The sequence below is a fragment of the Caulobacter sp. FG7 genome, from assembly GCF_057808875.1.
In genome coordinates this window covers 26684-45019 of the sequence record NZ_JBMDIW010000004.1, presented here as the reverse complement: position 1 = coordinate 45019, position 18336 = coordinate 26684, and the positions used below count along the sequence as shown (strand labels likewise).

Below are 18336 nucleotides of genomic sequence, written 5' to 3'. Positions count from 1 at the left end.
AGGCCGCCGCGCCCGAACACGCCACGGGAGCAGCGTAGGGCTTCGAGGCGGCGGCTGGCCGACGGGCGCGCGTCGGCTCCCGGGCCATGCGCACGCGCATGGATCTGGCCTCCCGCTCGCGGGGTCGTCTGCTTGCGACCGCCTCACCAGACAACGAGACAACGTTGTCTTACTTGATGTCAACACGCTAATATTTGTCCACTTGAGGACAAATTGGCCACAACCCTTTCCACGAAAAGCGATTTTCGCGACACATGGAGCAGTGCGAATTTCTGACAACGATGTCTTACTTTGATTGAAAGCGGCATCTACTGGCGCCTACAGTCAGGAACCGGCTCGACTCGGCCGCCATGGCCGCGCTATCGCTAACGCCGCGCCGAAAGCCGGCGGCGGGAGCCCGATGCGCAACGTCACCATCGTCCATGTGGCCGAAAGGGCCCGAGTCTCGGTCAAGACCGTGTCGCGCGTGGTCAACAACGAGCCGACGGTCACGCCGGAACTGCGCGAGCGCGTGCAGGCGGCCATCGACCAGCTGGGCTACGCCCCCAACATCGCCGCCCGCCGCCTGGGCGGGTCGCGCTCGTTCCTGATCGTCGCCTTCAACGATCGCAAGCTGACCCTGGAGAACTGGGCCAGCGACCGGGGCAACAACTGGATCGACCGCATGCAGTACGGGGCCATGCTCCGCTGCGACGTGCACGGCTACCACCTGCTGTGCGAGCTGATCGACCTGGAGAGCGACCAGCTGGCCCGCAAGGTCCAGCACGTGCTGTCGTCCCTGCGCCCCGACGGGGTGATCCTGACGCCGCCAAACTGCGAGGACCCGACGGTGCTGGAGGCGCTGAAGCGGGCCCAGATCCCGTTCGTGCGCATGGGCTCGGCCGCGGCCGGCCCCGGCGCCCGCGTGCGGATGGACGACCAGGCCGCCGCCCGCCAGCTGACCGAGCACCTGGCCGGCCAGGGCCACCGCCGCATCGGCTTCGTCACCGGCAGCGCCCGATTCCTGGCCAGCCGCGCCCGCGAGGACGGCTACCGCCAGGCCCTGGCCGTCGCCGGCCTGCCTGTCGACGAGACCCTGCTGGTTCCCGGCGACTTCACCTTCGAGGGCGGGGTCGCGGCGGCCGAGGCCCTGCTGTCGCGCCCCGACCGCCCCACCGCCATCCTGGCCGGCAACGACGAGACCGCCCTGGCCGTCATGCACGTGGCCCGCCGGCTGGAAATCGCCATTCCCGGCGACCTGTCGCTGGCCACCTTCGACGACACGCCCAGCGTCCGCCTGTCGCTGCCGCCGCTGACCACGGTGCGCCAGCCGGTGGCCGAGATGGCCGCCCAGGCGGTCGACCTGCTGGTCGCCGCGGCCGCCAAGGACGGCAAGCTGTCGCGCGCCGACCACCTGCTGCCTTTCGAACTGGCCCTGCGCGCCTCGACCGCGCCGCCGCCATAAAGAAGCCTTGCCCGCCCGCGACGGGATGTCGCGGGGAGCTTGACCAGCCTGCCGGCGCGCCCTTTCCTCTTGCGACTTCGAATTTGGAGCCGGCAGCGTTTGGCCAGAGACATGACCCAGGTCGACGCCGCCTCAGCCGCCGCCGGACCGCCCACCGTCCGAAGGCGACTGCTGGTCATGGCCCTGTGCCTGGTCGCCCCGGCCATCGTGTTCATGGCCCTGCTGGCCCGCGCCGAGTACGGCCAGAGCCAGGGGCGCTACGAGCAGCAGCTGATCGCCACCACCCGGGCCCTGGGCCTGGCCGTCGACCGCCAGCTGGCCCTGGGCCAGAGCACCCTGCAGGCCCTGGCCGTCTCGCCCGCCCTGGCGGCCGGCGACCTGGAAAGCTTCGAGCGTCAGGCCCGCGCCGCCGTACGCAGCAAGGACGCCTGGATCGTGCTGATCTCGCCGCGCGGCCAGGTAATCAACACCCGCCTGCCGCCCGGCCAGGCCCCGCCCCGCACCGCCGGCTTGCCGCCCGAGCGCTGGGCCGCCGTACGCTCTGGCCGCACGACGGTGTCGAACCTCACCCAGGGCAAGGTCGCAGGCCAGCCGATCGTGGCCATCGACATGCCGGTGATCGTCGACGGCGAGCTCTACGACCTGGCCTACATCCAGACCCCGGCCGCCTTCGCGCCGCTGTTCGCCGCCCAGGGCGTGCCGCGCAGCTGGACGGCCAGCATCGTCGACCGCAACGCCCGCCTCGTGGCCCGCTCGCGCGACCAGGAGAAGATGCTGGGCCGCTCGGCCAGCAAGCCGATGCTCGAGGCCATGGCCAAGGACAATGACGGCGTGCTCGAGACCTACACCCTCGACGGCACCCCCACCCTGTCGGCCTTCAGCCGCTCGCCGACCTACGGCTGGAGCTTCATCGTCGGCGTGCCGCGCACCGAGCTGGAGCGCGCCAACCTCTCGTCCCTGGCGCTGCTGGTGGTGGCGGGCCTGGCCCTGCTGGCCATCGGCGCGGGCGCGGCATTGCTGTTCTCGCGCGGCATTTCCGGCGAGGTCCGCGCCCTGGTGGCGGACGCCCGGATCATGGCTTCGGGCGGCGAGATGCCGGCCCAGACCACCGGCGGCCTGCGCGAGATCGGCGAGGTGCGCGAGGCCCTGCACGCCACCTCTCGCCAGCTGCGCGCACGCGAGGCCGAGGAAAAGCGGGCCCAGGCCCGCCAGCAGCTGATGATCAACGAACTGAACCACAGGGTGAAGAACACCCTGGCCACGGTCCAGTCGCTGGCCCTGCAGAGCTTGGGCAAGGGAGAGGCCGTGCCCGGCTTCGACGCCTTCAACGAACGCCTCTACGCCCTGGCCCGCGCCCACGATCTCCTGACCCGCACCGTGTGGGAAAGCGCCGACCTGACCGACCTGCTGCGCCAGACCCTCGAACCCTACGGCGACCGCGCCCACATCGAGGGCCCGCCGGCCGCCCTGCCGCCCAGCGCGGCCCTGGCCCTGTCGATGGTGTTCCACGAACTGGCCACCAACGCCTCCAAGTACGGCGGCCTGTCCACCCCGGCCGGCCGGGTCGAGGTCACCTGGCGGCGCGACCCGCTGGACCCGCACCGCCTGGCCCTGCGCTGGGTCGAGAGCGGCGGTCCCAAGCTGACGGGCCCGCCCAGCCGCAAGGGCTTCGGCTCGCGCCTGATCGCCGCCAGCCTGCGTAATGAACTCAAGGGCGAGGCCCAGTTCGACTACCTGCCCACCGGCCTCGTCTGCACACTGACGGTCCGCACCGCCGGCGCCCAAGCTTTGGGCGAAGACGGCCCCGCCACCGACGCCTGAACGGGCAGCCGCGCGCGCCCACGCCTGGCGCCGGCCGGGCGCTTGACCAATGTTCTTCGGTTCATCGTGATGGTCGATCCGCTCAGCACCCATCCTGGGGCGCCGTCGGATCGATCATATTGCCTCGTCGCGTAGATTGATCTTCCATGACGCCCGGGATGCGGCCGCCAGAGCCGCGACCACTCAGGGAAGACCATGATCGCCACCGACGACTCCGTCATGCTGCCGGCCCGGCCCGAGCCGATCCCACTGGATCCGGCCCGCACGGCGGTGATCGTCATCGACATGCAGAACGCCTACGCCTCCAAGGGCGGCTATCTGGACCTGGCCGGCTTCGACATCGGCGGCGCGGCAGCCTGCATCCAGCAGATCAAGGGCGTGCTGGAAACCGCCCGCGAGGCCGGCGTGCAGGTGATCTATTTCCAGAACGGCTGGGACGACCAGTACGTGGAAGCCGGCGGCCCCGGCTCGCCCAACTGGTGGAAATCGAACGCGCTGAAGACCATGCGCACCAAGCCGGAGCTGCAGGGCAAGCTGCTGGCGCGCGGCCAATGGGACTACGAGCTGGTCGACGAACTGGCGCCGCAGCCGGGCGACATCTGCCTGCACAAGACCCGCTATTCCGGCTTCTTCAACAGCCAGCTCGACAGCGTGCTGCGTTCGCGGAACATCAAGAACCTGGTCTTCGTCGGCATCGCCACCAATGTCTGCGTGGAGTCGACCCTGCGCGACGGCTTCTTCCTCGAATATTTCGGCACGGTGCTGGAGGACGCCACCCACCAGGCCGGCCCCGACTTCGTGCAGAAGGCCACGCTCTACAACATCGAAACCTTCTTCGGCTGGGTCTCGACCGTGGCCGACTTCAAGGGGGCGTTCGGGCAGCTGGCTCCGCGCTGACCCCCTCCGGCCCTCCGGGCCACCTCCCCCAGAGGGGGAGGATCCAGGAGCGCCGCGCGGATGCTCCCCCTCTGGGGGAGCTGTCGCGGAGCGACTGAGGGGGTCTTCCCACCGATCAACGACAAGAGAGGAACACGATGCCCAAGACCGTCATCACCCCGCCCGGCACGGGCACGCCGATCGCGCCGTTCTCGCCGGGCGCCCTGGCCGACGGCGTGGTCTACGTCTCGGGCACCCTGGCCTTCGACAAGGACAACAACGTCGCCCACGTCGGCGACGCCGAGGGCCAGACGCGGCAGGTGCTGGAGACCATCAAGTCGGTGATCGAGACCGCCGGCGGCACGATGGACGACGTGACCATGAACCACATTTTCCTGACCGACTGGGCCAACTACCAGACCATCAACAAGGTCTATGCCGAGTATTTCCCGGGCGACAAGCCGGCCCGCTACTGCATCCAGTGCGGCCTGGTGAGGCCCGACTTCCTGGTCGAGATCGCCACCGTCGCCCACATCGGCAAGAAGTGATCGACGCCGTGACCTCGGGAAGCGTCGACGGCATCCACTACGAATTGCACGGCGGGCCCATCGCCGGTCGTGAGGTCGTGCTGATGTCGTCGGGCCTCGGCGGCTCCGGCAGCTTCTGGGGGCCGCAGATGGCGGCGCTGACCGCGCGCTGGCCGGTGGTGCTGTACGACCACCGCGGCACGGGCCGCAGCGTTCGCGAACTGCCGACCGACAAGCCCTACGCCGTGGCCGACATGGCCGACGACATGGTCAAGGTGATGGACGCGCTGGGGATCGCCAAGGCCCACGTCGTGGGCCACGCGGCCGGCGGCAATGCGGGCCTGGCGCTGGCGCTCTCCCACCCCGACCGCCTGGGCAAGCTGGTCGTCGTCAACGGCTGGTCGCGGCCCGACCCGCACATCAGGCGCTGCTTCGACACGCGCCTGCACCTGCTGAACGACACCGGCCTAGCCGCTTACGTTCACGCCCAGGCCCTGTTCCTCTATCCGGCGACCTGGATCTCGGAGAACAGCGAGCGCCTGGCCGCCGAGGAGCCGCACCACGTGGCCGGCTTCCCGCCCAGGGCCGTGATGCTGGCCCGCATCGGCGCCCTGCTGGCCTTCGACGTCGACGACCAGCTGCCGCAGATCACCCACCCGGTGCTGGTCAGCGCCACGGCCGACGACATGCTGGTGCCGGTCACCTGCGCCCATCGCCTGGCGCAGCGCCTGCCCAACGCCGTGCTCGACGTGCTGCCCTGGGGCGGCCACGCCTCGACGGTGACCGATCCGGAAGGCTTCAACGCCTCGCTGGTGAAGTTCCTGGAGGGGGCGTGACAGGCATCGCCAACCAGATCCTCCCCCTCTGGGGGAGGTGGCCCAGAGGGCCGGAGGGGGGACCTTTTCAGCTGCCTGGGAGGCGGCCGATCCTGCCCCTCCCCCCTCAGTCGCTTCGCGACAGCTCCCCCAGAGGGGGAGCATCTTTCTCATCGCACCAAACGCCACGCTCATAAGGGGGCACTAACACCATGCAGGTCGGCGTCTTCATCCCCATCGGCAACAACGGCTGGCTCATCTCCGAGACCGCGCCGCAGTACCTGCCGAGCTTCGAGCTCAACAAGACCATCGTCCAGAAGGCGGAGAGCTACGGCCTCGACTTCGCGCTCTCGATGATCAAGCTGCGCGGTTTCGGCGGCAAGACCGAGTTCTGGGAGCACAACCTCGAGAGCTTCACCCTGATGGCTGGCCTGGCGGCCGTGACGCAGAAGATCAAGGTCTTCGCCACCGTCGCCACCCTGACCATCCCGCCGGCGATCGTGGCGCGCATGGCCTCGACCATCGACTCGATCGCGCCCGGCCGCTTCGGCATCAACCTGGTCACCGGCTGGCAGAAGGCCGAATACAGCCAGATGGGCCTGTGGCCCGGCGAAGGGCACTACACCGACCGCTACAACTACCTGGCCGAATACGCCACCGTGCTGAAGGACCTGCTGGAGACCGGCGTCTCGGACTTCAAGGGCAAGTATTTCACCATGGACGACTGCCGGGTCAGCCCGCACCCCAAGGAGACCAAGCTGATCTGCGCCGGCTCGTCGGACGAGGGCCTGGCCTTCACCGCGCAGTATGCCGACTACAGCTTCGCCCTGGGCAAGGGGACCAACACCCCCACCGCCTTCGCCTCGGTCAACAAGCGGCTGGAGGCGGCCGCCGCCAAGACCGGCCGCGAGGTCGCCTCGTTCATCCTGTTCATGGTCATCGCCGACGAGACCGACGAGAAGGCCCTGGCCAAGTGGCAGAAGTATCGTGACGGAGCCGACCAGCAGGCCCTGGCCTGGCTGACCAACCAGGCCGCGCCCAACGCCGCGGCGGGCGCCACCACCAACACCGCCCAGTTGGCCGCGCCGGAATCGGCGGTGAACCTCAACATGGGCACCCTGGTGGGGTCTTACGAAAGCATCGCCCGCATGCTCGACGAGATCGCCGAGGTTCCGGGCACCGGCGGGGTGCTGCTGACCTTCGACGACTTCGTCCAGGGCATCGACGACTTCGGAACCAAGATCCAGCCGCTGATGAAGTCGAGGAAGTAGGGACAAGAAGACCCCCTCAGTCGCTCCGCGACAGCTCCCCCAGAGGGGGGAGCATCTATGCCGCGCTGACGAGATCCTCCCCCTCTGGGGGAGGTGGCCCAGAGGGCCGGAGGGGGCTCGCCGCCAGGCGGGTCCTTCCTAGTCCAGCGTCATCATGTCGATCAGCTTGACCCGGAAGATCATCACGCTGTTGGGCGGGATCTCGCCGGCGGCGCGTTCGCCGTAGCCGAGCGAGGGCGGCACGAACAGCGTCCATTCGTCGCCGACCTTCATCTTCGGCAGGGCCTCCATCCAGGCCGGAACCAGGCCGCCCAGCGGCGCGATCATCGGCCGGCCGCGCGCGAACGAGCTGTCGAACACCGTGCCATCGACCAGCTTGCCCTCGTAGTGGACCTTGATGATCTCGCCTTCCTTCGGCGAGGGCGCGTCCTTCGCGCCCGTGGTCGTGACCTTATATTGCAGGCCCGACGGCAGGGTGATCACGCCCGGCTGCTTGGCGTTGGCCGCCAGCCAGGCGGTGGACTTGGCCAGGTTGTCGGCGGCCGGGCTGGCCGTGACGTTCGGGGCCGGAGCCGGGGTCGGCGCGGTCTGGGCCAGGGCCGGAGCGGCCAGAGCGATGGACAACCCCAGGGCGATGAGAGCGGTGCGCATGTTTGAGCGACTCGTGTTATCTATGCGACGAAATGTCAGAATAGACATTCGGCTGGACGAGAGCACACTAAAAACCGAGGGCTCGTGTTCAGCCAGAAGAAGAACGGCCATTTTCTACTTGGACCGTTCTTCGCTCGTCGGGAAGGAAACGTCATGGCCAGGGCTACTGGCGGCTCATTGAGCGGGGCGCATTGGTGGCAGCGCCATCCGATGTTCGCGCTCTTCGTCGGCTGGGTGGTGATCGGCTCGCTGGGCCTCGCCGCCGCCGTTCAACTGTGGCCGGTTCTCGCGCGCTTCACGCCGCTCGCCTGAAGGCACGCGCCGCAAACTCCAGGAAATACGGCCAGTTAGGCGCGGGCGCATGCCCCTCCGCGCGTTGGCGAAAACAAGATCACCGCCCGCCGTCAGCGGTCACGGGCGGCGTCTCACTTCCCGTCCGCCCGGGCGTAGAGGCCCAGCATGGTTCCGACGAAGCCGCCGGCGACCTTGGTCGACAGGATGGTTCCGTCCTGCTCCTTGGCCAGGCTCGCCCAGGCGCCGTCGCCGGTCGCATAGGAAAAGTCATAGAGCCCGCCGCGCGCCTCGATCCGCAGCCGCACCGGCGCGCCGGCCGCGACGTCCAGCGGCGCGCGGGCCACGACCAGACCGTCCACCGGATCCTTTTCGCCCGCCCGCTTCTCCAGCCGCACCTCGGGCCGCCCGCCTTGGCCGCCGGCCACGGTCAGGGCGTAGAAGAAGGCGTCGTTCTGCAGCGCCACGATCCCGGCCCGGTCGCCGTCGCCCCTGGGAGCGAATCGCACCGTCGTCTCGGCGCTGGCGTTCATGTGCTGCTGGCGGCGCGCCCAGATCGACGGCTGCTCCAGCCCGCCCAGCCGGTCGGGCCGCGCCTGCAGCACCAGCGCGCCACCCTTCAGCTCCCACCACCGCCCCGACGGGATCCGCATGGTCATCCAGTCCAGGCCCAGGGCCTGGCCGTCGAAGGTCTCGCGCACGGTGAAGGCGCCGGTGGTCGGCGTCTTCGGCGACGATCCCACCGGCAGGTTCGGCCGTCTGGCCGCATAGGGGATCGCCGTCTTGGCCGGCAGGATCACCGGCCAGCCGTCCTTCCACTCCACCGGCAGCAGGAAGGTCTCGCGGCCGGTGTTGTAGGCATCGTCGCCGTATGGCCGCACGGCCAGGAAGGTCGCCCACCACGCGCCGTCCGGGGTCTGGACGAGGTCGGCATGGCCGGCCGAGGTGATCGGATGGGCGCGGTCCCTGGGCAGGTCGCGCTGGGTCAGGATCGGGTTGCCGGCATAGGGCGCGTAGGGGCCCGCCACGGTGTCGGACCGCAGCACCACCTGCGAATGGCCCTCGGCCGTGCCGCCCTCGGCGGCGGTCAGGTAGTAGCGGCCGTCGACCTTCTGGATATGCGGCCCCTCGATCCAGATCGGCTTGGTGGAGGGATCCACGCCCCCGTCGACCAGCACCGAGCGCGGCCCGACCATCTTGCCGGCCTTGGGGTCGTACTCTTGAATCCAGATCGCCCGGTGGCCGTCATAGCGCGAGGGCCCCTGCGGCGGGCCGTTGTTGACGATCCACCCCCGCCCGTCGTCGTCGAAGAACAGCGAGGTGTCGATGCCGTCGATTTCCGGCAGCCACACCGGATCCGACCACGGCCCCTTCGGATCCCTGGCCGTGACCAGGAAATTGCCGCCGCAGTCGACGCAGGTATTGAGGATGTAGAACACCCCCGCGTGCTCGGTGATGGCCGGCGCGAACACCGCCCGCGACATGGCCAGCCGCTTGAAGTCCAGCTGGCTAGGCCGGTCGATGGCGTTGCCGATCTGGGTCCAGTTCACCAGGTCCTTGCTGTGGAACACCGGGATGCCGGGGAACCAGGCGAAGGTCGAGTTGACGAGGTAGTAGTCCTCGCCCACCCGCGTCACGCTGGGGTCGGGATAGAAGCCCTTCAGGATCGGGTTGGCGTACTGGCCCGGCGCCAAAGGGGCATCGGTCGGGTCCTGGCCGCTGTAAGTGAAGTCGTCGAAGGCGGCCGTGCCGGGCGCGAGCGGACCGGCCTGGGCGACGCCGGCCAGCAGCGACAGAGCCAGGGCGGGCGCCAGGGTAAGACGCAGCAGCATGACCGCCCTCCCCTCAGCGCGCCGGCGCGTCGCGCAGGGCCTGGGCCACCGCCTGGCGCAGCGGCTTGGGCGCATAGGCGTCGTCATAGAGCGCCGGCCGCTTGGGGGCCTTGTCCTGGCGCAGCCACTGGTTCTGCAGCCACGAATACTTGTCGACCATCCCCCAGGCCAGAAGCTCCTTGGTCTGGCGATAGCTCAGCATCAGGTCGAGATAGGCCTTGCCATAGGCCGCCACGGCCGCGTCGCGCTGCGCAAAATCGACCGGCAGGCCCTTGTCGTGGACGTCGAACTCGGTGAGCGCCAGCTCGAAGCCCATGCCGACCGCCTCATCGACGAAGGCCCGCCATTCCTTCTCCTGCGGACGGCCGAAACCCGTGAAGCTGTCGGCGTTCTCGGCCCCGATGTGGCTCTGGATCCCCAGCGCGTCGACGGGAACATCGCGTTTGCGGAAGCCCTCCAGCAGCTTGAGCACGCCATGGCGGTGCTTCTCGTTGCCGGCCTCCCAGCTCATGTAGTCGTTGTAGACGAGGCGGGCTTTGGGTGCGGCCTTGCGGGCCAGGTGGAACGAAGCGTCCAGCACCGGCTCGACCCCGCCCATGGCGTCGGAGAAGACCGTGCGGCGCAGGGCCCCGTCGGCGGGATCGACGGTCTCGTTGACCACGTCCCAGGAATAGATCTGCGGGTAGTGGGCGCACACCGTGTCGATGTGTTCGGCCAGCATGGCCTCGACCCGTGCGGCGGGCTTGGGACCGAAATCGTAGTCCTTCAGCCAGGCCGGGAACCACTGCGGGTGATGCCACAGCAGGGTGTGGCCGCGCAGGCCCGCGCCGTGCTCGGCGGCGAAGGCGGCGATGCGGTCGGCGCGCTGGAAGGCGAAGGTCTTCTCGGCCGGGCGCAGCACGTACCACTTCAGCTCGTTCTCCGGGACCAGCACCCCGCACTCGTCGGCCAGGATGGCGCGGTAGCGGGCGTCCTCGAACGAGCCGGTCAAGGATCCCGGCGGGCCCGCGCCGACGGCGCTGCCGAAGACAAGGCCCTTCTGGGCGGCGAGGGACTTGAGCGGCTGGATCTTGCTCTCGGCCAGGGCCGGCGAAGCAAGGGCGGCGGCCGCGGCGCCGAACAGGGCCTGACGACGATCGATCATGCGGAGGCTCACTCAAAGAAGCCGCGCACCGCCCGAGCACGCCGCCGGCGTGCTCGAAACCCCTTGAACGCGAAGCGTCGACACTGACGCCTTCGGAGAGCGATGCGCGGATGAAGTCGGCAGGAGAAACAGGCGCGCGGCGAAGAGCGAGGGCCGCGCGCCCGGGTACGCGGTACTAGAAGCTGGCGCGCAGCACGAAGGTGTAGCGCCGATCGTTCATGAACCAGGAGCGGCCCGTCTTCAGCAGGTTGCTGTCGAGCACCTGGGTCGTGCGGGTGGTCTCGTTCAGCAGGTTCACCGCCTGCACCCCGACCTTCACCTTCGGATTGACGGTGTAGAAGAACGAGCCGTCCAGCTGGCCGGTGGCCTCGTTCATGATCGGGGCGTAGGGCACGATCACGTCGCGGACGGTGAGCAGGAAGTCCGAGCGCCAGTTGTAGGCCAGGCGCGCCGAGACCGGCCCCTTCTCGTAGATCGCCGCGAAGTTGACGTTGTGCTTGGACAGGCCCTGCAGCGGCAGCTTGCTGGTGTCGACCGTGGTGATACGGCCGGCGGCCACGTCGGGGTCGGTCGCCGACAGGGTGCTCTGCGGGACGCCGCTGCTTTCGATGTAGCTATAGTTGGCGTTGATGCCGAACCCGTCCAGCGGCTTGGGCAGGAAGTCGTAGAACTGCTGATAGCCGATCTCGAAGCCCTTGACCGTCGCCTTCTTGTCCGAATTGCCGGGCGTGGTCACCAGCACGTCGAACGTCGCCCCGTTGTTGGTGAAGGGCACACGCGCGGTCGTATTGGTGGCGACGTCGGTCAGCTCCTTCCAGAAGGCCGCGAAGGTCAGCGAGCCGACCGGCGCGAAGTACCATTCCACCGAGGCGTCGACGTTGGTCGACTGGGTGGGCTTCAGGAAGGGGTTGCCCACCGTCACGTTGCCCGACGGCTGGCCGCCGGTGATGCCGTCGAAGTTCGTGTTGAGGGCCAGGTTGTAGTAGTTGCGGGTCAGGCCGATGTCTGGCGGCGTCATCGTCTTGGAGACGCCCAGGCGGTACTGCAGCCCGTGCGGGGCCATGACCTTCACGTTCAGGCTGGGCAGCCAGTAGTCGAACGAGGCCTTGGCCGTGCTCGGGGTCAGGGCGCCGTTGGCCCAGGCCCGGGCCGCGGCCCGCACCTGCCGCGTCAGCGAACAGAACGACGACGGGCTGAACGGCTGCTTCGGCTCCGGCAGGGCCTGCCAGTTGGTGAAGGCCAGGGTGCAATCGGCGTCGGTGGCAAGGCTGGTCGAGATCGGGAAGGCCAGGTAGCCGGTCGCCTCGCGGTCGGTCTTGGTATAGCGCAGGCCGATGTTGCCGCTGATCTTGTAGTCGCCGACATCGCCCTTGAAGCGGGCCATCAGGTAGGCGGCCTTGGTCACCTCGTTGACCGGGTTGATCTCCTGCGGGCGGAACGGCGTGCCGGCGGTGACGCCGCAACGCTGCGCCAGCGGCACCCAGTTCTGCGGACACCTCTGGCCGGTCTGCGCGTCGAGCACTGTGCGGTCACGCCACTCGTCGCCGACTGACAGCAGGAACTGCGAGACCGAGCCGTAGTTGTCGACCAGGTTCTGCGAGAAGAACAGGCGCGGATCCGACCCCGTCGGCACGCCGGTCTTGCCGCGCAGGAAGTTGTCGAAGGCGTAGGCCTCGACAAAGCGGGTGCTGTTGGCGCCGCCGGCCGTGTTCGGGTTGCCGTTGATGGGATCGTCCATCCACACCGGGCCGCCGCTGCCCCAGATTTCGCTGACCACGCCCCAGTTGTAGGCCGAGAAGCGGGTGGTCTGGTCGCGTTCCGACCAGCGGGCGCCGCCCTTGATCGAGTCCAGCCAGCTGTCGTTGTTGAGCTTGTATTCGACGTCGATCTTGACCGCGTCCTCTGTGCCTTCCGACTGCTCGATGTGGTCCATCGCCGAGCGCCAGAAGTTGTTGTACGGGTCGCTGAGGCTGGTGTGCGTCCCGCGGGCGTAGGACGGGCAGTTGTTGTTAAACGGCGCGCAGTTCGACACCGCCGTGCCGCTGGACGGGGCGGTGAACTTCACGTCCGGCAGGTCGCTGCCGTTGAGGGTGATCGAGGCGTTCTGGAACGTCGAGCCCCACATGCCCATGCTGATCGCGTCGACCTTCGAGTCCACGTGCTGGGCGTCGAACAGCACGCCCCAGTGCTCGTTCGGCGTCCACTTGAAGTTGAAGCCGTAGTCGGTGGTGATGTTGGTCGTGTTCTCGTCGCGGCGGACGTTGTTGGACTGCAGGCCGTTGATCGGCGTGCGCGGGTCGGACCCGTTCTGGTCGGCGCGCCAGCCGGTGCTGCCGGTGATGATCCCGTTGGTGAAGACGCCGTCCTCGTCGAACGAGAAGGTGGTGCCGTCGGCCGGGCGCGAGTCGCCGTTGCCGGCCACGTTGTCGGTGGCGATCTCGACCGCGTGCTCGGTCCACTTCACGGTCGACTTCGAGCGCAGGTACTGCAGCGAGGCCTGCATCGTGCCGTCGTTGCTCTTCCACTGGATCGCGCCGGCCTGGCCCTGGCGTTCACGGTCGTTGGTGGTCGAGCGGAACGCCGCCCCGCGCGGGAACCACACGCCCTTCGTACCATTGCCGCAGTCGGCGCTGGAGACGCCCAGGTTGGTGCGGCAGCCGAAGTTCGACACCTGGATGGCGTCGCTGCGGCTGGCCAGCTGCGAGTTGACGAAGCTGGCCAGGACGCCGACCTCGCCGAAGCTGGTGTCGAAGCGGTCGCTGTAGAGGAACGAGTAGGTCGGCTTCCATTCCTTGACCATGTCGCCGTAGCTGGCCTCGGCCGACATCGACAGGATGCGCTTGTTGCTGTCGAACGGCAGGCGCGTACGCAGGTTCACCGTGCCCGAGATGCCGCCCTCGATCAGGTCGGCCGAGGGGCTCTTGAACACGTCGACGCCGCCCATCAGTTCCGACGGCACGTCGGCGAAGCTGAGGATGCGGCCGTTGTTGGCGGTGAAGGTGTCGCGGCCGTTCAGCTCCGAGCGCACGAAGTTCAGGCCGCGGACCACGACGCCCGAGCCTTCGACCGAGAAGTGGTCGGGGTCGACGCCGGCGGCGAAGCGGTTGATCGACACGCCAGGGACGCGCTGCAGGGCTTCGGTCACCGAGCGGTCCGGCAGGGCCCCGATGTCCTCTGCGGTGATCGAGTCGCCGATGATCTCCGACGACTGCTTCAGCTGCTGGCTGCTCTTGAGGCTCTGGCGGATGCTGGTGACGACCACCTCGTCGACTGTGTCCTCGGTGGTCTTGCCGCTGGCCGGGGCGGTCGTCTGGGCCAGGGCCGACGCCCCGAACACCAGGCTCAGCGCCAGGGCAGACGCCCCGCACTTCAGGCCGAATTTCAGGTTGTCGCCGAGAGTCTGGCGCCCACGCGTCGCGGACGCTCCGTTGACGGAGCTCATTCTTGTATTCCTCCCCAGGTGCGGCAACGCGGTAGCGCTACCATTGGTCATATGTCGAGACCATTATTGGTCTGATGATATGGCAAAGGTCGACCACGTCAAGGGCGTTGACATAACCCCGTAACGTCAACTCGATCGCCACTCATCCTTTTGTTTTAAAATGCTTTTCCAGGCAGAAACGGCGCCCGGGCGATTTTTCGCCAGCGGGAAACGTGACAAATGCGGACAGCGCAGTCAATTTACGACCCGCTTGAAACGGCGCTCAAAGCCGTGCGGACATAAGATCTTCAGGGGCGGGAAAGCGTATCATGTCAGACCAACGCGTGAGGTCCGTCGTCGTCGTGGGCGGCGGCACGGCCGGGTGGATGACGGCGGCGGCGCTGGCCAAGACGCTCAGCGCCCAGGGCCTGAAGATCACCCTCGTCGAATCCGAGGCCATCGGCACGGTCGGCGTCGGCGAGGCCACCATTCCGCCGATCCTGACCTTCAACACCATGCTGGGCGTCGACGAGCGCGAATTCATGCGCGCCACCAAGGCCAGCTTCAAGCTGGGCATCGAGTTCGTCGACTGGGGCGCGGTCGGCGAGACCTACCACCACCCGTTCGGGACCTTCGGCCTCGACCTGGAGGGCATCAAGTTCCACCAGGTGTGGCGCAAGTTCGCCGCCTCTGCCGGTCCGATCGGCGACTATAACCTCACCGAGGCCGCCGCCCGCCGCTGGCGCTTCTCCCTGCCCGATCCCGACCCGTCCAAGGTCATGTCGAGCCTGCGCTACGCCTACCACTTCGACGCCGGCCTCTACGCCCGCTTCCTGCGCGGCTTTTCCGAGCAGCGCGGCGTGGTGCGCATCGAGGGCCGCATCGGCCAGGTGGACCAGAACGCCGAGACCGGCTTCGTCGAGGCCGTGGTGCTGGAGGACGGCCGCCGCGTCGAGGGCGACTTCTTCGTCGACTGCACGGGCTTCCGGGGGCTGGTCATCGGCCAGGCGCTGAAGGTCCCCTACCAGGACTGGGGCCGCTGGCTGCCCAACAACCGCGCCGTGGCCATCGGCTGCGAACTGGGCGGCGACGGCCTGACCCCGTTCACCCGCGCCACCGCCCGCGAGGGCGGCTGGCAGTGGCGCATCCCGCTGCAGCACCGGATCGGCAACGGCTACGTCTATTCCAGCCATCACGTCGACGACCAGCGCGCGCTCGACACCCTGCTGGCCAACCTGGACGGCGCCCCGACCGACGAGCCCAACTTCCTGCGCTTCACCCCGGGCCGCCGCGAGCGCGCCTGGGAGAAGAACGTCTGCTCGATCGGGCTTTCGGCCGGCTTCATCGAGCCGCTGGAAAGCACCAGCATCCACATGATCCAGGCCGGGATCACCAAGCTGCTGGCCCTGTTCCCGCGCAATGGCGTCGATCCGCTTGAGGTCGACGAATACAACCGCCTGACCGCCGAGCAGGTCGACCGCATCCGCGACTTCGTGATCCTGCACTTCCACGCCACCCGCCGCGACGATACCGACTACTGGCGCTACCTGTCGTCGATGACCGTGCCCGACAGCCTGGCCCGGCGCATGGAGCTGTTCGCCCATCGCGGCCGCTGGTTCCCGTCGGAATACGACCTGTTCCACGAGCCCAACTGGCTGGCCGTGCTGCTGGGCCAGGGGATCGTTCCGCAGGAATGGGACCCGCTGGTCGACAGCCTGCCCGAAAACGAGGTTCGCCAGCGCCTCTCCCACCTGTCCGCCCTGATCGCCCGCACCGCCGAGGCGATGCCGGACCACGCCCAGTTCGTCGCCCGCTACTGCGGCGCGGCTCAAGGAGTCGCCGCATGAGCAACGACCGCATCCGCCACGTCGTCATCGTCGGCGGCGGCACCGCCGGCTGGATGACCGCCGCCGCCCTGGGCCGCTTCCTCAAGGACGGCGTGACCAAGGTCACGGTCATCGAGAGCGAGGCCATCGGCACGGTCGGGGTCGGCGAGTCGACCATCCCCCAGATCAACATGTTCAACCGCATGCTGGGCCTGGACGAGGACGACTTCCTGCGCCGCACCAAGGCCACCTACAAGCTGGCCATCGAGTTCCGCGACTGGAAAGCGATCGGCCACACCTACCACCACCCCTTCGGCCCCTATGGCGTCGACATGGAGGGGGTGTCGTTCCACGCCTACTGGCTGCGCTACCAGGCCATGGGCGAGGCCGCCGACCTCTCCGAATATTCCCTGCAGTCGCTGGCGGCGGCCCAGGCGAAGTTCCAGCGGCCGACGGGCCAGAAGAACTCGCCGCTGGGCGACATCGCCTACGCCTTCCATTTCGACGCCGGCCTCTACGCCCGCTTCCTGCGCGACTACGCCGAGGCCCGCCACGTGCGCCGCATCGAGGGCAGGATCACCGACGTCGCCCTGCGCGGGACCGACGGCTTCGTGGAATCGGTGACGCTGGAGAACGGAACCGTCGTCGAAGGCGACCTCTTCATCGACTGCTCGGGCTTCCGGGGCCTGCTGATCGAGGGCGCGATGAAGAGCGGTTTCGAGGACTGGTCGCACTGGCTGCTCAACGACCGCGCGGTGGCCGTGCCGTGCGCCTCGGGCGGCTCGACCGATCCGGTCACCCGCGCCACCGCCCGCCCGGCCGGCTGGCAATGGCGCATCCCGCTGCAGCACCGCATCGGCAACGGCTACGCCTTTTCCAGTGCGCACATCAGCGAGGACGAGGCCACGGCCTACCTGCTGGCCAATCTCGACGGCGAGGCCCTGGCAACGCCCTGGACGCTGAAGTTCAAGGCCGGCCGCCGCAAGAAGAGCTGGAACAAGAACGTCGTGGCCATCGGCCTGTCGGCCGGCTTCATGGAGCCGCTGGAAAGCCAGAGCATCCACCTGATCCAGGTGGGCATCTCGCGCCTCCTGGCCATGTTCCCCGACCGGCGGTTCCAGCAGCCCGACATCGACCGCTACAACCGGGTGATGACCTTCGAGTACGAGAAGATCCGCGACTTTCTCATCCTGCACTACAAGGCCACGCAGCGCTCGGACACGCCCTACTGGGACTATCTGCGGCAGATGCCGATCCCCGACTACCTGGCCGACAAGATCGCCGTCTTCGAGAGCCACGGCCGGATCTTCCGCGAGAACGAGGAGCTGTTCAACGACACCTCCTGGTTCGCGGTCATGGTCGGCCAGGGGCTGAAACCCAAGGGCTGGGACCCGATGGCCGACGTCATGAGCGACGACCTGCTGCGCGCACGGATGAACGAGATCCGCACCGTCATCGCCCGCTCGGCCGAGGCCATGCCGGATCATATGACGTTCGTCGCGGATCGGGTGGCTGGGGCGCAGGCGGCGTAAGGGCGCAGCGTGGTCCTCGTCCTTCGACAAGCTCAGGATGAGGACCATTTCAGGTTCGGCGATACAGTCGAAAACCTCACCCTGAGCTTGTCGAAGGGCGGGGTTTTCACCCCGCCCCCTACCCCGCGAAGAACCGCGCGAAGCCCTTGTCGGTGACCCTCGCCAGGGCGGCGCGGTAGTCGTCATAGGCGGCCGCGTCAGGACCCACGCGACCGAAGGCCGGCTGCTCCACACGGCGCAGCGGCACGAAGGCGATCGGCGCGGCGGCCGGGGTCAGGTGGCTGCCCTGGCCCACCTGCAGCGTGGTCAGCATGCCGTACATCTCGCCGCCGATCGCCGGACGGCCCAGGATGACCAGGCGAAACTGCCCCTGCTCGTTGGTGACCAGGTAGGTGTGGCCCGACTGGTTCGACAGCGACACCGCCCCGCGCTGGGTGAACTCGGCGTCCTGGCGCGCGGCCTCGCGGAACACCAGGCTCGAGGCCGCGTCGTCCCAGACGATCTCCGTGCGATAGGCGTAGACGGCGGCCGAATCCTCGAACGACGGCCGCAAGGTCAGGTACTCGCCCTCCAGCCAGGTCACCGCCGGCCGCGAATAGGCGCCCAGGGCCTCGGGGGCGAGACCCGTCACGGCGACGGGAGAGGCGGGCGCGGGCGCCCGCAGCGGCTGCTCCAGCGCCTCCTCCAGCCGGATGGTCGTGGCCAGGGTGAACGGCCGGCGACCGCTGAGGGCCTTTTCCAGGGTCGAGATGCTGATCCGGGCGCGGTCGGCCAGTTGCTGGCGCGACATTCGGCGGCGCGCCAGCGCTTCGCGCACGCGCGCGGCGATGGCCAGGCTCTGCTCGTCCGGCAGCTCGGCTTCCGGCGCCAGGGTCATCGGCAAGG

14 protein-coding genes are annotated in these 18336 nt (G+C 68.5%); 9 read left to right on the top strand and 5 right to left on the bottom strand.

What is annotated here, in order from left to right; genetic code table 11:
- Nucleotides 1-400 precede the first annotated feature (400 nt).
- From ACODR1_RS04470 to rutA, 6 genes are all read left to right on the top strand, one after another.
- Nucleotides 401-1444 carry a LacI family DNA-binding transcriptional regulator gene (locus tag ACODR1_RS04470; protein WP_488879371.1) on the top strand — a complete coding sequence of 348 codons (1044 nt, stop codon included), beginning with the start codon at nucleotides 401-403 and terminating at the stop codon, nucleotides 1442-1444.
- A 111-nt stretch (nucleotides 1445-1555) separates the two neighbouring features.
- A complete protein-coding gene (locus ACODR1_RS04465; protein ID WP_488879370.1) occupies nucleotides 1556-3265 on the top strand; it encodes a sensor histidine kinase in 1710 nt (569 codons plus the stop codon).
- Between the two features lie 195 nt (nucleotides 3266-3460).
- The gene (gene rutB / locus ACODR1_RS04460; RefSeq protein WP_488879369.1) at nucleotides 3461-4162 is read left to right on the top strand and encodes a pyrimidine utilization protein B; all 702 of its coding nucleotides are present in this window, start codon (nucleotides 3461-3463) and stop codon (nucleotides 4160-4162) included.
- Nucleotides 4163-4299: 137 nt separating this feature from the next.
- Nucleotides 4300-4689 (top strand): pyrimidine utilization protein C, encoded by a 390-nt coding sequence (rutC, locus tag ACODR1_RS04455; protein WP_488879368.1) that lies wholly within the window; start codon nucleotides 4300-4302, stop codon nucleotides 4687-4689.
- A gap of 8 nt (nucleotides 4690-4697) precedes the next feature.
- A complete protein-coding gene (gene rutD / locus ACODR1_RS04450) occupies nucleotides 4698-5504 on the top strand; it encodes a pyrimidine utilization protein D (protein ID WP_488879367.1) in 807 nt (268 codons plus the stop codon).
- 191 nt (nucleotides 5505-5695) lie between these two features.
- Nucleotides 5696-6754: a pyrimidine utilization protein A gene (rutA, locus tag ACODR1_RS04445; protein WP_488879366.1), complete on the top strand. Its 1059-nt coding sequence runs from the start codon at nucleotides 5696-5698 to the stop codon at nucleotides 6752-6754.
- A 138-nt stretch (nucleotides 6755-6892) separates the two neighbouring features.
- Here rutA and ACODR1_RS04440 read toward each other — a convergent pair whose 3' ends face one another.
- Complete coding sequence (locus ACODR1_RS04440) at nucleotides 6893-7405, bottom strand: FKBP-type peptidyl-prolyl cis-trans isomerase (RefSeq protein ID WP_488879365.1); 513 nt, start codon at nucleotides 7403-7405, stop codon at nucleotides 6893-6895.
- A gap of 84 nt (nucleotides 7406-7489) precedes the next feature.
- Here ACODR1_RS04440 and ACODR1_RS04435 point away from each other — a divergent pair, with 84 nt between their 5' ends.
- Nucleotides 7490-7717 carry a hypothetical protein gene (locus ACODR1_RS04435; protein ID WP_165257053.1) on the top strand — a complete coding sequence of 76 codons (228 nt, stop codon included), beginning with the start codon at nucleotides 7490-7492 and terminating at the stop codon, nucleotides 7715-7717.
- Between the two features lie 113 nt (nucleotides 7718-7830).
- On the opposite strand, the gene ACODR1_RS04430 is transcribed toward ACODR1_RS04435, so the two are convergent.
- From ACODR1_RS04430 to ACODR1_RS04420, 3 genes are all read right to left on the bottom strand, one after another.
- The gene (locus ACODR1_RS04430; RefSeq protein WP_488879364.1) at nucleotides 7831-9528 is read right to left on the bottom strand and encodes a glycoside hydrolase family 43 protein; all 1698 of its coding nucleotides are present in this window, start codon (nucleotides 9526-9528) and stop codon (nucleotides 7831-7833) included.
- 13 nt (nucleotides 9529-9541) lie between these two features.
- A complete protein-coding gene (locus ACODR1_RS04425) occupies nucleotides 9542-10672 on the bottom strand; it encodes an endo-1,4-beta-xylanase (protein WP_488879363.1) in 1131 nt (376 codons plus the stop codon).
- A 175-nt stretch (nucleotides 10673-10847) separates the two neighbouring features.
- Complete coding sequence (locus ACODR1_RS04420; RefSeq protein WP_488879362.1) at nucleotides 10848-14114, bottom strand: TonB-dependent receptor; 3267 nt, start codon at nucleotides 14112-14114, stop codon at nucleotides 10848-10850.
- A 308-nt stretch (nucleotides 14115-14422) separates the two neighbouring features.
- Here ACODR1_RS04420 and ACODR1_RS04415 point away from each other — a divergent pair, with 308 nt between their 5' ends.
- Both ACODR1_RS04415 and ACODR1_RS04410 read left to right on the top strand, forming a co-directional pair.
- Nucleotides 14423-15940, top strand: a complete 1518-nt coding sequence (locus ACODR1_RS04415) for a tryptophan halogenase family protein (protein WP_488879361.1) — start codon at nucleotides 14423-14425, stop codon at nucleotides 15938-15940.
- Nucleotides 15937-17451, top strand: coding sequence for a tryptophan halogenase family protein (locus ACODR1_RS04410; RefSeq protein WP_488879360.1), 1515 nt, complete (start codon nucleotides 15937-15939; stop codon nucleotides 17449-17451). Before ACODR1_RS04415 ends, ACODR1_RS04410 begins: the two co-directional genes overlap by 4 nt.
- 118 nt (nucleotides 17452-17569) lie before the next feature.
- Here the strand turns inward: ACODR1_RS04410 and ACODR1_RS04405 are convergent, their stop codons facing one another.
- Complete coding sequence (locus tag ACODR1_RS04405; RefSeq protein ID WP_488879359.1) at nucleotides 17570-18328, bottom strand: transcriptional regulator; 759 nt, start codon at nucleotides 18326-18328, stop codon at nucleotides 17570-17572.
- Between the last annotated feature and the right edge of the window lie 8 nt (nucleotides 18329-18336).

What these genes read in the sequence shown, in the direction of transcription:
- ACODR1_RS04470 (WP_488879371.1), top strand. Translation starts at nt 401, where the DNA reads ATGCGCAACGTCACCATCGTCCATGTGGCCGAAAGGGCCCGAGTCTCG.
- ACODR1_RS04465 (WP_488879370.1), top strand. Translation starts at nt 1,556, where the DNA reads ATGACCCAGGTCGACGCCGCCTCAGCCGCCGCCGGACCGCCCACCGTC.
- rutB (WP_488879369.1), top strand. Translation starts at nt 3,461, where the DNA reads ATGATCGCCACCGACGACTCCGTCATGCTGCCGGCCCGGCCCGAGCCG.
- rutC (WP_488879368.1), top strand. Translation starts at nt 4,300, where the DNA reads ATGCCCAAGACCGTCATCACCCCGCCCGGCACGGGCACGCCGATCGCG.
- rutA (WP_488879366.1), top strand. Translation starts at nt 5,696, where the DNA reads ATGCAGGTCGGCGTCTTCATCCCCATCGGCAACAACGGCTGGCTCATC.
- ACODR1_RS04440 (WP_488879365.1), bottom strand. Translation starts at nt 7,405, where the DNA reads ATGCGCACCGCTCTCATCGCCCTGGGGTTGTCCATCGCTCTGGCCGCT.
- ACODR1_RS04430 (WP_488879364.1), bottom strand. Translation starts at nt 9,528, where the DNA reads ATGCTGCTGCGTCTTACCCTGGCGCCCGCCCTGGCTCTGTCGCTGCTG.
- ACODR1_RS04425 (WP_488879363.1), bottom strand. Translation starts at nt 10,672, where the DNA reads ATGATCGATCGTCGTCAGGCCCTGTTCGGCGCCGCGGCCGCCGCCCTT.
- ACODR1_RS04420 (WP_488879362.1), bottom strand. Translation starts at nt 14,114, where the DNA reads ATGAGCTCCGTCAACGGAGCGTCCGCGACGCGTGGGCGCCAGACTCTC.
- ACODR1_RS04415 (WP_488879361.1), top strand. Translation starts at nt 14,423, where the DNA reads ATGTCAGACCAACGCGTGAGGTCCGTCGTCGTCGTGGGCGGCGGCACG.
- ACODR1_RS04410 (WP_488879360.1), top strand. Translation starts at nt 15,937, where the DNA reads ATGAGCAACGACCGCATCCGCCACGTCGTCATCGTCGGCGGCGGCACC.
- ACODR1_RS04405 (WP_488879359.1), bottom strand. Translation starts at nt 18,328, where the DNA reads ATGACCCTGGCGCCGGAAGCCGAGCTGCCGGACGAGCAGAGCCTGGCC.